Origin of the sequence: Nocardia sp. SYP-A9097, from assembly GCF_009649815.1 — a bacterium.
Taxonomy (GTDB): domain Bacteria; phylum Actinomycetota; class Actinomycetes; order Mycobacteriales; family Mycobacteriaceae; genus Nocardia.
Genome location: NZ_WJIC01000031.1, coordinates 21,433 through 36,676 on the forward strand (window position 1 = coordinate 21,433; position 15,244 = coordinate 36,676).

10 protein-coding genes and 1 pseudogene are annotated in these 15,244 nt (G+C 67.7%); all 11 read right to left on the reverse strand.

Features of this window, described 5'->3' with window-relative positions; translation table 11 throughout:
• Positions 1-75: 75 nt before the first annotated feature.
• Complete coding sequence (gene ftsZ, locus GFY24_RS34925) at positions 76-1,338, reverse strand: cell division protein FtsZ (protein ID WP_153809389.1); 1,263 nt, start codon at positions 1,336-1,338, stop codon at positions 76-78.
• Positions 1,339-1,657: 319 nt separating this feature from the next.
• Positions 1,658-2,479, reverse strand: coding sequence for a cell division protein FtsQ/DivIB (locus GFY24_RS34930; RefSeq protein ID WP_153809390.1), 822 nt, complete (start codon positions 2,477-2,479; stop codon positions 1,658-1,660).
• A gap of 6 nt (positions 2,480-2,485) precedes the next feature.
• On the reverse strand, positions 2,486-3,931 hold the full coding sequence (gene murC / locus GFY24_RS34935) for a UDP-N-acetylmuramate--L-alanine ligase (RefSeq protein ID WP_153809431.1): 1,446 nt from the start codon (positions 3,929-3,931) through the stop codon (positions 2,486-2,488).
• 88 nt (positions 3,932-4,019) lie between these two features.
• A pseudogene (locus tag GFY24_RS34940) lies at positions 4,020-5,249 on the reverse strand (glycosyltransferase); the annotation flags it as partial.
• Positions 5,250-5,263: 14 nt separating this feature from the next.
• A complete protein-coding gene (gene ftsW / locus GFY24_RS34945) occupies positions 5,264-6,772 on the reverse strand; it encodes a putative lipid II flippase FtsW (RefSeq protein WP_153809391.1) in 1,509 nt (502 codons plus the stop codon).
• Positions 6,769-8,211 carry a UDP-N-acetylmuramoyl-L-alanine--D-glutamate ligase gene (gene murD, locus GFY24_RS34950; RefSeq protein WP_153809433.1) on the reverse strand — a complete coding sequence of 481 codons (1,443 nt, stop codon included), beginning with the start codon at positions 8,209-8,211 and terminating at the stop codon, positions 6,769-6,771. Before murD ends, ftsW begins: the two co-directional genes overlap by 4 nt.
• 49 nt (positions 8,212-8,260) lie before the next feature.
• Entirely contained in the window at positions 8,261-9,337 is a 1,077-nt protein-coding gene (mraY, locus tag GFY24_RS34955; RefSeq protein ID WP_153809392.1) for a phospho-N-acetylmuramoyl-pentapeptide-transferase, read from the reverse strand.
• Positions 9,334-10,833 (reverse strand): UDP-N-acetylmuramoyl-tripeptide--D-alanyl-D-alanine ligase, encoded by a 1,500-nt coding sequence (gene murF / locus GFY24_RS34960; protein WP_153809393.1) that lies wholly within the window; start codon positions 10,831-10,833, stop codon positions 9,334-9,336. The genes mraY and murF overlap by 4 nt, the downstream gene beginning before the upstream one ends.
• Positions 10,830-12,464, reverse strand: coding sequence for a UDP-N-acetylmuramoyl-L-alanyl-D-glutamate--2,6-diaminopimelate ligase (locus GFY24_RS34965; protein WP_153809394.1), 1,635 nt, complete (start codon positions 12,462-12,464; stop codon positions 10,830-10,832). The genes murF and GFY24_RS34965 overlap by 4 nt, the downstream gene beginning before the upstream one ends.
• Before the next feature lie 152 nt (positions 12,465-12,616).
• Positions 12,617-14,551 (reverse strand): penicillin-binding protein 2, encoded by a 1,935-nt coding sequence (locus tag GFY24_RS34970; RefSeq protein ID WP_194853139.1) that lies wholly within the window; start codon positions 14,549-14,551, stop codon positions 12,617-12,619.
• Positions 14,548-15,213, reverse strand: a complete 666-nt coding sequence (locus GFY24_RS34975) for a hypothetical protein (RefSeq protein ID WP_153809395.1) — start codon at positions 15,211-15,213, stop codon at positions 14,548-14,550. Before GFY24_RS34975 ends, GFY24_RS34970 begins: the two co-directional genes overlap by 4 nt.
• Positions 15,214-15,244: the final 31 nt, after the last annotated feature.

The window sequence follows — 15,244 nt, forward strand, 5'->3', positions numbered from 1 at the left end:
CCACCCCCTACCGGGAACACGAACGCGCCCGCTCCGATATCGGAGCGGGCGCGAAGGTCGAGCCGCGGCGCCGGGTCAGCGGCGCATGAACGAGGGGACGTCGACGTCATCGTCGTCGGCATCCGGGGGCTGAATGTGGGTGCGGTTGTTGTGCGCCACGGTCGGATCGACTGCGGGGCGGGGGGATTCGTAGGAGGGGGCCGGGCCGCGACCGCTCGACTGGGGTGTCTGAGCAACCGGAGCCGGGGCGGGTTCCTGGCGGACGGGAGCCGGTTCCGAGGTGCGGGCGGAGTATTCGGGGGTGCGGGAAACCTCGCCTGCGGTGGCGCGGGCGGTTCCGAAAGAGCTTGTGGCGGTGCGGCCTACCGCGGGCTCGATGCGTCGTGCTGGGCCGCTACCGTCAAAACCCGCCGCGATCACCGTCACTCGGACTTCGTCGCCCAGGGAATCGTCGATGACGGTACCGAAGATGATGTTGGCTTCGATATGGGCCGCTTCCTGCACCAGCGAGGCTGCCTCGTTGATCTCGAAAAGGCCGAGATCCGAACCGCCTGCGATCGAGAGCAGGACGCCGTGCGCACCATCCATGGATGCCTCGAGGAGGGGCGAATTGATCGCTGCCTCGGCGGCTTTCACCGAACGGCCTTCGCCGCGGGCGGAGCCGATACCCATGAGGGCGCTGCCCGCGCCGGACATGACGGACTTGACGTCCGCGAAGTCGACGTTGATCAGACCCGGGGTGGTGATCAGATCTGTTATGCCCTGAACACCGTTGAGGAGTACCTCGTCCGCGGAGCGGAAGGCATCCATCAGCGAGACCGCGGCGTCGCCCAGCTGCAGCAGCCGGTCGTTCGGGATGACGATGAGGGTGTCACAGGATTCACGCAGCGCCTGGATACCGGCCTCGGCCTGATTGCTGCGGCGCTTGCCCTCGAACGAGAAGGGCCGCGTCACAACACCAATGGTGAGTGCGCCGAGTTTGCGGGCAATGCTCGCCACGACGGGCGCGCCGCCGGTGCCGGTGCCACCGCCCTCGCCGGCCGTCACGAAGACCATGTCGGCGCCCTTGAGCACCTCTTCGATCTCGTCCTTGTGGTCCTCGGCGGCCTTGCGGCCGACCTCGGGGTCCGCGCCCGCGCCGAGGCCACGGGTCAGTTCCCGGCCGACATCGAGCTTGACGTCCGCATCACTCATCAGCAGCGCCTGCGCGTCGGTATTGACCGCGATGAACTCGACTCCCTTGAGTCCCTGTTCGATCATCCGGTTGACGGCATTCACGCCGCCGCCGCCGATTCCGACGACCTTGATCACAGCAAGGTAGTTGTGCGGGGGCGTCATGGGCTCTCGCCTTCCTTAGATCCAAAAAGCTTGTCGTCTAACGGATGCTCGTCGTATGCCAGGTCCGAATGGTCTCGGGATGGTGAACCCTCAACCATAGGTTTAGCCTTATGTCAAGTATCCGACTGGTGCGGAACGGTATTCGCAGCCACCGCGTTACGGGCGCAGGCGCGCCGAAACGAGAATCAGAATCTTGTGTGATCCACCTCGTCCGGTCCACCTGGCATCGTATCGTGGACGGTTGCCCTCCGGTGCCGGGATCGGCGCTGGAAACGTCTCCGCGGGCCACCGAAACTTTCGGTGGCCCAATGGGTATCGCTCACTTTACCGTGACCAGATTCGGACTCGAAACGTCGAACACCTTGCCGGGCTGGGTCAGTAGAGGTCCGACCACAGCCGCCTTCTTCTGTGAATCACCCGTCCCACCCCACAGCACGGTACGCCCATCTCGCAACTCGAGAGCAATATCCGAAACCGATCTGGCCACAACCTCTCCCACGCCGAGGCTCGGCGGGACCACCGCCATCACCGTGACGGCCGCCCGGGTGACCGGATCGGTGCCGCCGGGATGGTCGGTGACGAGTTTCGGGGCGGTACCCGGTGGCGGTTCGATCGCGAATTCCACACCGTCGCAATCGAGCAGGTGCGGTCCGTCCTCCGCGTCGTAGTAGAGCACCGGGGTGCGCTCGACGACCGTCACCTGCACGGTGGACGGGAACTCGCGCCGCACCCGCACACTGCGGACCTTGGGCAGCTGGGCTACGCGTTCGGCCATGGCGGTGGTGTCGATGCGCATCATGGACAGACCGTCCGGGACCTGGAGTGCGTCCAGGACTTGATCTTCCGGCACCACGGCCAGGCCGTCGACGCGCACGGTGCGCACCGAAAGCACCGGTGTGAACCAGGCGGCCAGGCCGAGCGCGAGCAGCAGGACGACACCTACCGCAATGCCTATCCGGACACGACCGGACCGCAATGCGAGTAACAGCCGGGATTCCTCGCGACCCCGGCCACGCCGTAGTCGAGCCCGGCGTGCCGCGGCCTTCGCGGCCGAATCCCGCTCCGCGACAGTCTCGTCCGGCCGATCGTCCGAGCCCTCGGCACCGTCAGCCGAGTCGTCCGCTCCCCCACCCGAACTCATCTCCGCTCACCGCCCGTGCGAGGGTCGCGCACGCAGACCGTCGAGGATCTGACCGCCCAGCATGGTGACATCGCCCGCACCCATGGTGATCACCACATCGCCGGGGCGCGCGAGCGCGGCGACCTGACGGCCCACCCGCGACATATCCGGTTGGTAGTGCACGGGTTTGGTGACGGCATTGGCCACCAGCGCGCCGTTCACACCGGGCAGCGGCTCCTCGCGCGCACCGTAGACATCGAGCACCACGACCTCGTCGGCGAGCGAGAGGGCGGTACCGAACTCGGTCGCGAAAGTGGCGGTGCGACTGTACAAGTGCGGTTGGAAGACCACGATCACGCGACCCTGACGCGAGCGCGCGCCATCGCGGGCCTCCTGCGCCACCAGTTCGGCGGCGGCGCTGAGTACCGCGCGTACCTCGGTCGGATGGTGGGCGTAATCGTCGAAGACGCGGACGCCGTTCTCCCGGCCGGTGAGCTGGAAGCGCCGGTGCACACCGCCGAAACCCTCCAGGCCCTGGATGATTTCGGCCATATCGGCTCCGGCGGCCCGCGCGGCCAGCAGTGCGGCGAGCGCGTTCAAGGCCATATGCCGGCCCGGTACCGAGAGTCGCAGGGTGCGCGGCGCGGGTTCGTCGGAGAGCTGGAACACCGCCACACCGCCGACATCGCGTGGTTCGAAGGAGAGCAGTTGCGCGCCGACCGTCAGTCCGGTGCCCACGAAATCGCCGGAACCGTAACCGATTACCTCGATACCGCGCGGGTCGCCGGCGAGCCGGGCCACGGTGCGTTCGGCCAGGCCGAGCGAGCCCGCGTCATCCAGGCAGACCACGAGACGGCCACCGGTTTGCACGCGGTCCACGAAGTCGTCGAAGACCTGCGTGTACGCCTCGTCGGTGCCGAAGTAGTCCAGGTGATCGGATTCGATATTGGTCACCACGGCCACATCCGGGGCGTACTGCAGCAGTGAGGCGTCGCTCTCGTCGGCCTCGGCCACGAAGATGCCGCCGGTGCCGTGATGGGCATTGGTGCCCGACTCGTTGAGCTCACCGCCGACCGCGAAGGACGGGTCCGCGCCGCAATGCTGCAGCGCGACAACCAGCATGGAGGTGGTGGAGGTCTTACCGTGCGTGCCCGAGACCAGCAGGGTCTTATGCCCCTGCATGAGCTCGGCCAGGACGGCCGGGCGCAGCAGTACGGGCAGGCCGCGCCGATGTGCCTCCACCAGTTCGGGATTGGTCTTGGGGATGGCGGCGTAGGTGGTGACGACCGCGGTCGGCCCGCCGGGCAGCAGGTCCAGGGCACCGGCGTCATGGCCGATGCGCACCTGTGCGCCGCGGGCCCGCAGGGCCAGCACGCCGCGGCTCTCCTTGGCGTCGGAGCCGGAGACCATCCCGCCCCGGGACAGCAGAATTCGGGCGATACCGGACATTCCGGCACCTCCGATGCCGATCATGTGGACCCGCTGCAAAAGTTCCGGTAGGTCCGTCTCCTGCTCCAAAGGTGTGTTCACCGCATCCAGATCTGTTCGGGTTTCGGCTGCTTCAGTCACGACCTGCCACCTCCAGCACAATTCGCGCTACCTCGTCCGCGGCGTCACGGTGACCGGCATCCGCCGCCGCGCGACCCATGGCTGCCAGCCGATCGGAATCCCTGAGCAGCGGTATCACCTCGTCGATCACATATTTCGGAGTCAGCTCCGCGTCCGCCACGATTCTGCCACCGCCCGCGGCCACCACCGGCCGCGCATTGAGTTCCTGCTCGCCATTGCCGTGTGGTAGCGGAACATAGAACGCGGGCAACCCCACCGCCGACACCTCGGCGACGGTCATCGCCCCCGACCGGCACACCACCGCATCCGCCGCAGCGTACGCCAGGGCCATCTGCGACAAATACGGCACCGCAACATATTTCGCGGGCTCATGCAGCCCGGCCAGGCTGAGACTGTTCTTCGGCCCATGCGCGTGCAGCACCGAAATCCCCGCGGCGGTCAACTGCGGCGCGGCAGCCGACACGGCCTCATTGAGACTGCGCGCCCCCTGCGACCCGCCGAACACCAACAGCACCGGCCCCTCGGCGGGCAACCCGAAATGCTCGCGGGCCTGCGCCCGCAAAGCTGGGCGGTTGAGGGTGGAGATCGCGGACCGCACCGGAATGCCGACGACCTCCGCATCCTTGCGCCCGCGACCGCGCACACCCGAATTCCCCGCAGCCGCCAATACTCTGGTGGCGATGCGCGCCCCGATCTTGTTGGAAATCCCCGCCATGGCATTCGCCTCATGCACCACCACAGGCACCTTGCGCCGACCGCCCTTCGTCACATCCTCTTGGTGGCGACTCCCCTTCGTCATCCCGGCATTCTTTTGGCCGGGATCCACCGATATAGGTTGCTGCGCTGCGGGTGTGGATCCCGGCCAAAAACGCGCCGGGATGACGGGGCCGGCCGCGAGATAGGCGGGGAGTGCGACGTAGCCGCCGAAGCCCACGATCACGTCGGCTTCGACCGCGTCGATGATCTCGTGTGTGCGGCGCATCGAGGCCAGTACTCGGCCGGGGAGGCGGAGCAGGTCGGCGGTGGGTTTGCGGGGTAGCGGGACCGGGGGGATCAACTCGAGGGTGTAACCGCGCTCGGGGACCAGTTCGGTTTCCAGGCCGCGCTGGGTGCCCAGGGCGGTGATCCGGATGGACGGGTCGCGTCGGCGTAGCGCGTCGGCGACCGCCAGGGCGGGTTCGATATGCCCCGCGGTGCCACCACCCGCCACGATCACCGAGAGCGGCCGCTCCACTGTCACCTCGAATGTCCCCTGTCCCTATCGTGTTTCGTCGGATAGCTGGGTTCCCAGGCCCGCGTGCTGCGCCACGATTCGGTGGAGCGGCTGGTGCGCCTGGCGGTATCGGAATCTATCGAGCGGCGCGACGGCGAGTCGTACCCGCCCCGGCCGCGACCGCTGGGCGGTAGTGCACGCCGCTGCGGGGCGGCCTTCACACCCGACTTGGCCTTGGCCTTGGCCTTGGGCTTGTTGCGGGCGCGGGCGGCCTGTGCCCGTGCGGGGGAGTACATTTCGGGCACCGGCAGGCGCAGCAGGCGGCTGAAGCGACCGTCCTGTCCGGCCTGCAGCGCCGCCACCGCCTCGGGTTCGTGCCGGGCCGCGTTGGCGATGATGCCGAACATGAGCAGGGTGATGGCGAGCGAGGAGCCACCTGCCGAAACCAGTGGCAGCTGCAGGCCGGTCACCGGCAGCAGGCCGACGACGTAGCCGACATTGATGAGCGCCTGCCCGGTGATCCAGGTGGTGGCCGAGGCGGTCAGCAGCCGGATGAACGGATCCACCGAACGCGTGGCGATGCGCAAACCCGTGTACACGAACAGCGCGAAAAGCCCCAGCACCAAGGCACATCCGAGGAAGCCGAGCTCCTCGCCGATGATCGCGAAGATGAAGTCGTTGTGCGCGTTGGGCAGATAGCTCCACTTGGCCCGCGACTGTCCGAGCCCGCGTCCCCAAATTCCGCCGTCGGCAAGCGAATACAACGCCTGCCGCGCCTGATACCCGATGCCCTGCGGATCGTCACCCGGGTTGAAGAACGCGCGCATACGGTCCGACCGATATCCGGCCGACAGCGCCAGAATGCCGGCCGCCACACCACCGGACACCGCGATGGTCACGAACATACGCAGCGGCAGCCCGCCGAACCACAGCAGCGAGGACAGCACAATGCCCAGCGCGATGGTGGTGGACAGGTTCGGTTCGAGCACGACCAGGAAACACACCAGCAGGCCCGCGGGCACCAGCGGCATGAGAATGTCCTTGTACCCGGCCTTTTCGGTCTGCCGCGAGGCCAGCAGATGCGCGCCCCACACCACCAGGGTCACCTTGGCGATCTCGGACGGCTGCACCGAGACGACCCCGAGGTCGAACCAGCGCCGCGACCCCTGCACCTCGGTGCCGATGCCCGGAATCAGCACCAGCACCAGGAGCACGACGGACAAAGCGAACACCGGGAACGACAACTGCCGCATCACCCGCATGGGAATCCGCAGCGCGATATAGAACAGCACCGCACCGAACAGCGCCATCGCCGCCTGCATGAGGAACAGCGAATACGCGGATTTACCAACGGCATACGACTCGACGCTGGACGCCGAGAGCACCATCACCAGTCCGAGGACGGTGAGCAGTACCGCGATGGCGACGACGAGATGGAACGAGGCCAGCGGTCGCGCCAGCCAGGCCGCGAACCATCCGGTGCCGGCCCGCCGCGCGGAACCTGTTGTCCCCGCGCGGCGTGGCCCCGTCATTCCGGTCTCCCGATGTCCTTCTCGTCCAGGGCCTGCACCGCGGTCACGAAACTTCGTCCGCGATGGGTGTAGTCGGCGAACATGTCCAGGGATGCCGCGGCCGGAGCCAGCAGCACGGTGTCGCCGCGGGTGGCATAACTGGCGGCCACCCGGACCGCGCGAGCCATCACCGCTTCGGGCTCGATTTCGGTGAAGGGGTCACCCATTCCTGCATCGTCCCCCGAATTCAGCTCCACGACGGGGACATCCGGGGCGTGTCGCGCCAGTGCGGCGGCGATCACGGGCGCGTCGACACCGAAGAGTACGGCCGCGATCAGGTGTTCGCGCACCTCCTCCACGAGGTCTTCGACGCTCGCGCCCTTGAGCTGTCCGCCGGCCACCCAGATGACCGAGTGGTGCGCCAGGATCGACGACCGCGCGGCATGCGGATTGGTGGCCTTGGAGTCGTCCACGAAGTCGACACCGCAGAGTTCGCGCACCTGCGCCGCGCGATGCGGGCCCACCTTGTGTTCCTGCAGCCCCTCTTTCACGAACTGCGGTGCCACATCGATGGATCGGGTGAGCGCGGCCGCGGCGAGCGCGTCGGCAACCCCGGCCGGACCCTGCGGGCTGATATCGCCCACCTCGGCCAGAATCGCGGCCTTGGTGAAGGCGCGATCCAGCAGTTTGCCGTCGACCACACCGAGTTCACCGTCGGCGGGTACACCGATCCGGAACCCGACGGTGCGGCGCGCCTTGGACTTTCGCGCCAGCGCGGCCGCGACCTGATCGTCCAGGCCGACCACGCCGACGCGTCCGGTGAGCGCGCGCGCCTTGGCGGCGGCATAGCCGTCGAGTCCGCCGTGCCAGTCCAGGTGATCCTCGGCCACGTTCAGCACCACACCGGCTTCGGGTCGTACCGAAGGGGCCCAATACAATTGGAACGAGGAGAGCTCCACGGCCAGCACCTGCGGACCCGGATTGCGGCGCAGCGCATCCAAAATCGGCAGTCCGATATTGCCGCAGGCGACGCTGGGAATCCCGGCGGCCCGCAGTATCGAATGCGTCATCTGCGTGGTGGTGGTCTTACCGTTCGTGCCGGTGATCACCAGCCACTTGCGCACCGGCCCGTAGATGCGCGCCTGATCGACCCACCAGGCGAACTCGACATCACCCCATACCGGAATGCCCTCGGTGACAGCCGAAACCAGTATCGGGGAGTCGGGCCGCCAGCCGGGGCTGGTGATGACCAGTGCGAACCGTTGCAGCGCATCGGGTTCGAGTAGATCGGCGGTGGTGGCGGTCTGCAGACCGAGTTCGGCGGCTTCGGCCAGGGCCTTACCGCCGCCGTCGGTGACCACCGGGCGGGCGCCGATGTCCTGTAGCGGCTCCACGAGGGAGCGCCCGGACACCCCCCAACCGGCGACGAGAACGTCACGACCGCGCAGGAATTCGAGCATGGGGCCCGGAGAACGCAGGACCCTCGGAGAATGTTCGACCATCAGATGTTCACCCGACCGCAGAGAGGTAATCGCTGTAGAACAGGCCCAGACCGATCGCCGACGCCATGCCGGCCAGCAACCAGAACCGGATGATCACCGTGGTTTCAGCCCACCCGCTCAATTCGAAGTGGTGGTGGAACGGAGCCATCTTGAACAATCGGTTCCGTGTGGTGCGGAAGACCGCGACCTGCAAGATGACCGAAGCCGCCTCGGCGACGAAGAGCGCGCCGATCACGATCATCAGCAGTTCGGTGCGCGTGGTGATCGACAGGCCCGCGAGCAGACCGCCGAGGGCCAGCGAACCGGTATCGCCCATGAAGATCTTGGCGGGCGCGGCATTCCACCACAGGAAGCCGATGCACGCAGCCCCGCCGGCGGCACACACCAGCGCCAGATCCAGTGGATCGCGCACGTTGTAGCAGCCCGCCTCCGGATGCGTGGAGCAGGCATTGCGCCACTGCCAGAAGGTGATGATCATGTACGCGCCCAGTACCAGACTAATGGAACCGGCCGCGAGACCGTCCAGGCCGTCGGTCAGGTTGACCGCGTTGGACCAGGCCACCACGATCAGGCTGACGAAGAACAGGAAGATCACCACGCCCATCGATATTGTGGTGATGTCCCGCGTGTACGACAGGTGCCGGCTGGCGGGGGTCAACCCGTTCGCGCCCTTGAATTGCAGTGCCAGCACACCGAATATGACCGCCGAGGCCAACTGCCCGATGTACTTACCCGCGGCGGTGAGCCCGAGATTGCGCTGCTTACGCAGTTTGATCATGTCGTCCAGGAAGCCGACCGCGCCGAGCGCGGTGGCCAATCCCATGACCAGCAGACCCGAGGCCGAGGGCCCCGGCTCGCCGTAGCTCATCGAAATCAGGTGCGAGCCGAGGTATCCGGCCCACATACCGATGATGATGGCGACGCCGCCCATGGTGGGGGTGCCGCGCTTGGCCTTGTGCGATTCCGGGCCGTCGACCCGGATCTCCTGGCCGAAGCCCTGTTTGGCGAACCAGCTGATCACCGCGGGGGTGAGCAGAATGGAGACGGCGAGCGCGATGGCCGCCGACAGCAGGATCTGTGTCATCGCGCGGCCTCCAGGAGGTGCTCGGCAACGGTCCACAGCCCCACCGACTTCGAGGCCTTCACGAGCACCACATCACCCGGTTCGAGTTCGGCGTCGAGAATCTCGATCGCGGCTTGCAGGTCCGGCACCAGTATCGACTCTTCACCCCAGGAACCCTCCATCACCGCCCCCTGATGCATGCCGTGCGATGGCCGCCCGGTGCCGATCACTATGAGCCGATCGACGTCCAAGCGCACGACGAGCCGGCCGATGCGATCGTGTTCGATCACCGAATCGTCGCCCAGTTCACCCATTTCGCCGAGCACGGCCCAGCTGCGGCGGCGGCCGATCTCGCGGCCCTGCCCGTCCGCTCCGGCCCTGCGGGACATGGTGACGAGGGCTTTGAGCGCCGCGCGCACCGAATCCGGGTTGGCGTTGTAGGAGTCGTTGATGACGGTCACACCGTCGGTCCGGGTGCGCACGTCCATGCGCCGCGCCGAGGCCGCGCTCGCGCCGGCGAGGGCCTGCGCCACGGTTGCGAGATCCGCGCCCTGGTTCAGGGCCACGGCGGCGGCGGACAGAGCATTGCCGACCTGATGCTCACCGTGCACGGCGAGCTGGACGGCGATGGATTCGCCCTTGTGGTGCAGCGTGAATCGCGCCCGCGCCTGCTCGTCCATCTGGACGTCGGTGGCGCGCACATCGGCGTTCGAGTTGAGCCCGACGGTCACTACCCGCGCCGGTGTCCGCTCGGCCATCTGCGCGACCAGGCGGTCGTCGAGATTCAGTACGGCGAGACCGGTGGCCGGAAGGGCTTCCACCAGTTCGCCTTTGGTCTGCGCGATTATTTCCTGACTGCCGAATTCACCCAGGTGTGCGGTGCCGACATTGAGCACCACGCCCACGCTGGGCGGCGCGATCTCGGTGAGCGCCTTGATATGTCCGGGTCCGCGCGCGGAGAGCTCCAGCACGAGGTAGCGGGTGTTCGCGTCGGCGCGCAGCGCCGTCCACGGGTGGCCGAGCTCATTGTTGAACGAGCCGGGCGGGGCGACAACCTCGCCGAGCGGGGCCAGTACGGCCGCGAGCAGATCCTTGGTGGAGGTCTTGCCGGACGAACCGGTCACACCGACCACGGTGAGGCCGCCCGTCGCGGCCAGGCGATCCACGCTGGCCCGCGCCAGCTTGCCGAGGGCCTCGAGTACGGCCGCGCCGGACCCGTCGGTGTCATAGGCCAGCGCGATGGCGCGGCTGGGCGCATGTGCCTGTGGCGCAACCACAATCGCCGGGACGCCGATCGGGCGCGCCGCCAGCACCGCCACCGCTCCGGCGGCTATGGCCTTGGCCGCGAAGTCGTGACCGTCGGCATGCTCGCCCGGCAGCGCCAGGAACAGGTCACCGGGAGTGATTCGGCGCGAATCGAATTCGGCCGCTCCGGTGACCGTCGTGTCGGGGTCGGGGACATCGTGCAGCGTGCCGCCCACGATCTCCGCGATCTCCCGCAAAGTCATCTCGATCATGAATGCGTCAGGTCCCTCGTCCTTCGCGACAAGGCCGCCGCGAGCACCTCGCGGTCGTCGAACGGATACTTCACTCCCGAAATCTCCTGCCCTGTTTCATGTCCCTTGCCCGCGACCAGCAGCACATCGCCGGGTTGTGCCCAGTCGACGGCGGCGGCAATGGCCTGTGCCCGGTCCCCGACCTCCCGGACCTCTCCGCGTTCGCCCGGCGGCACCTGCTCGGCGCCGGCACGGACCGCGGCGCGGATGGCCGCAGGCTCTTCACTACGTGGATTGTCGTCGGTGATGATGAGCAGGTCCGCGCCGCGTGCACCGGCCGCACCCATGAAAGGGCGTTTCCCGGCATCGCGATCACCGCCCGCGCCGACCACTACGGCGAGTCGTCCGTGTCCTTGCTCGGCGAGCAGCGCACGCAGGGTGGCCACCACCGATTCGATGGCCGCGGGCTTGTGCGCGTAGTCGACCACGGCCAGGAAACCCTGTCCGCGCTCCACCCGCTGCATCCGCCCGGGCACATCCACTTCACCCAATGCCGGTGCGGCAGTGGACGTATCGGCTCCGACCGCGGCGCAGACCGCGAGCGCGAGCAAGCCGTTGGCGATGTTGTACGCGCCCGGAAGTCGCAGCGTCACATCGAGTTTCGTACCGGGGCCGCAGGCTTCGAACCGCTGGCTCGCGGCACCGGGGACGGCCGCACCGGCCACCCAATCCGCTTGTACGCCAGGGGTTGTCGTGACGGTCACCAATTCCGGTCGGCCGTCGGCCAGGGCCGCCACGGTCACGTCACCGGCCAGCCGGGCACCCCACTCGTCGTCGATGCACAGCACCGCTTTCGCGGCGGGTACGACGGCCGAATCACCGGGTACGAACAGGCGGCGCTTGGCGGCGAAGTAGTCCTCGAAATCGCGGTGGAAGTCGAGGTGATCCTGCGAGAGATTGGTGAACGCGCCGACCGCGAACGCCACCCCGTCGACCCGGCCCAGCGCGAGTGCGTGACTGGAGACCTCCATGACCACCGCCTGCACACCCTGCTCCACCATGACCGCGAACATGGCGTGCAATTGCGGAGCCTCGGGGGTGGTCAATGCCGAGGGCACCCGCTGCCCGCCGATGCGGGTTTCGATGGTGCCGATCAAGGCGGTGCGAAAACCGGCCGCGGCGAGTCCCGCCTCCACCAGATACGAAGTGGTGGTCTTGCCGGAAGTGCCGGTAATGCCGATGATGCGCAAGGTGCGAGACGGATCACCGTAAAGGGCCGAGGACAATTCGCCGAGCACCGAGCGCGGCGCGTCATGCACCAGCACCGGCACCTCGAGCTCGCCGATCAGTTCCGCGCCCGCCGGATCGGTGAAGACCGCGACCGCGCCGCGCGCCACCGCATCCCGCGCGAACCGCGCGCCGTGCGCGTGCGCCCCGGCCAATCCGGTGAACAGATCACCCGGCCGGACCGCGTTCGAACGCTGCTCGATACCGGTGATCAGCACATCCGCCGGAATACCGGCGGTACCGGCCGGGCGGGCGTTCGTGAGCTCGGCGACCGTGCGCAGGGCGGTCACCGGCGGTGCGGCGGGCCGAAGTACCTGCGGACTGTCTTGCGCGGGCACGAAGCTCCTCTCCGGGACGGTGTTCATCGAAGGTCATGGATCCGAATCCGGTACTCGGACTCGGATCGACGTGTCAGGTTACCTGTGTTGTGTCACCGTGCGATCGGCACGGCGCAGTTCGGTCACCCGCCCGGCCACGAGCCCGGGGCGGTGCCGGTCACGTCCATCGCCTACCTGCTCTAACTCGCCTGCAAAATCAGTGGTTTGGCCGGTGGCGACGGCGGCACCCGATCCCGCTGCAGGGCCCAGGAGGCGAGGCTGTGGAACAGCGGCGCGGCCGATCCACCACCGCTACCGTCGGAGCTGCGCACGGGTGCGTCGAGCATCATGCCGATCACATAGCGCGGATTGTCGGCCGGAGCCATACCCGCGAAGGTGACCCAGTAGCGGTCGGTCGAATAGCAGCGGCACTTCTGATCGATCTGCTGCGCGGTACCGGTCTTACCCGCCACCTGATAGCCCTCGATGGCCGCCGGACTACCGGTACCGGACTGGATACCGCGCGGATCCTTCTGCACCACGGCCTGGAACATCTGCCGCAGCGTCTGCGCGGTCTGCGGACTGATCACCTTGACCGGATCCGGCTGCGTCTCCTCGGTACGGGTGCCGTCCGGGGCGATCTTGGCCTTCACAATGCGCGGCGGAATCCGCACGCCGTCATTGGCGATGGCCTGGTACATGGCGGTCATCTGCAGCGTCGTCATCGAAAGACCCTGGCCGATGGGGAGATTGGCGAAGGTGGAGCCGGACCACTGATCGCGCGGCGGCACCACGCCCGCGCTCTCACCGGGCAGGCCGACACCGGTGCGCTGACCCAGCCCGAACTTCTTGAGCATGTCGAAGTAGCGGTCCTCGCCCACGCGCTGCGCCAGCATGAGCGTGCCCACATTGGAGGACTTACCGAAGATGCCGGTGGTGGTATACGGCGCCACCCCGTGCTCCCACGCATCGTGCACGGTGACGCCGCCCAGGCTGATACTGCCCGGAACCTCGTGCACCTCATCGGGATTGGTGAGGCCGTACTCGATGGCCGCGGCCGCGGTGACGATCTTGTTCACCGAACCGGGCTCGTACACCTCCTGCACCGACGGGTTACCGAGGTCCGATTGCGACCAATACTGCGGTCCCATAGCGGGATTGAAGGTGTTGTCGTTCGCCATCGCCAGCACCTGACCGGTGTGCGCGTCCAGCACCACCGCGGAGGCGGCCTGCGCGCCGGACATGTCCTTGGCCTGCTGCACCTGCTGCTGCACGTAGTACTGCAGATCCTGATCCAGGGTCAGTTCGACGCCGTAGCCGTTCACCGCGGGCACCCGATCACGCCAACTGCCCGGGATCACCGCGCCGTCCGAACCGCGGTCATAGGTCATCGAGCCGTCGGATCCGGCGAGAATCGCGTCCATGGCCGATTCCAGGCCGATCTGCCCGTGCCCGTCCCAGCCGGTGGCGCCGATCATATTGGCGGCCAATGCCCCACCGGGATATTCGCGCATATCCTGACGGTCGACGCCGACCTCCGGAAACTTCAGCCCGATATCGGCCGCGACCTGCGAATCCACATTGCGCGCCAGGGAGGCGTACGGATCGTCGCTGCGCATTTTGGCCAGCAGATCCTTCTCCGGCGCGGCAATACCGAGCTTTTCGTGAATGTATTTGGCAATGGCCTGCAGCCGATCATCGGGCTCGGGCGCGGACGGATTCTTCTCGTGCGCGTCCGCAAGCCGCTTACGCACCTGGATCGGCTGAAAGCTCAACTGCTTCGCGGCAATGGTGAAGGCGAGCGGATTGCCGTAGCGATCGGTGATCGTCCCGCGCTTGGCGGCATCGGCCAGCTTCACGGTGCGCTGATCGGCCGCCTGCGCGGAGAGCATGGGCGCGGAAAAGCTTTGGATCCACAGCAATTGGCCCGCGGTCACCAGCAGGGCCAGCAGCATGAGCACCCGGCCCACCCCGAATCGGAACCGGGTGGCGCCGTCCATACCCGGCGTTGCCCGTGGTCTGGCACTGCGCCCGGGCCCGGAACCCGCACGGCCGGAGCCGGATCGGCTGCGCGTGGCAGCCGCCCGTCCCCGGCCGGAATCACGGCCACCGCGCATTGCGCGGGATGAACTCATCGAGGCGTTCCATTCGGCGCGGCCTGCAGCGCCGGGGACTGCGGCGCCGGATTCGGCGCCGTAACCGGATTGGGTGCGGTGGTCGGCGGATTCGGTGTCCTGGTCACCGGCACCACCCGCTCACCCTGCGCCTGCACCTGACGCGGCGGCTGTGCGGACGGCAGCGGCGGAGTCGTGTTCAACGGCAGCGCCGGCGAACCCTGAGCCACCTTCGGCTCACCGACCACGATCACCTGACCATCCGGAGCCACCACCAGACGGGCCGGATCCTTCGCCGGGATCATGCCCAATTCCGATGCGCGCTGGGCCAATTCGGGCGCCGAATCGGCAGCCTCCACCTCACGCTGCAGCGCCGCCCGCTGATCCGAGAGCTGCTCATTGGTGCGCCGCGCATCGCCGAGGTGATAGCTGTCCTCGGTGGCACGGGTGGTGAGCAGCAGCGTCAGCGCCAAACCACACCCCAGCAGCGCGATAATGGTGGCCACGAACGACATTCGGCCACGCGGGGAATCACCGGCCATACGCCGCAGCGCCGCCGGCAGTTCGGCGCGCTCGCGGCTGCGTCGGCGTGCGTAGGCGCGTTGCGCCGCACCGGATTTCACCTGTTCGGCAGCCTTCACCCGGCGGGCTACCCGAACCGGCGGCTGCGTCTTGATGGTCATTGGGCGGCCCCGCTCCACGCCGGGCGAGCGT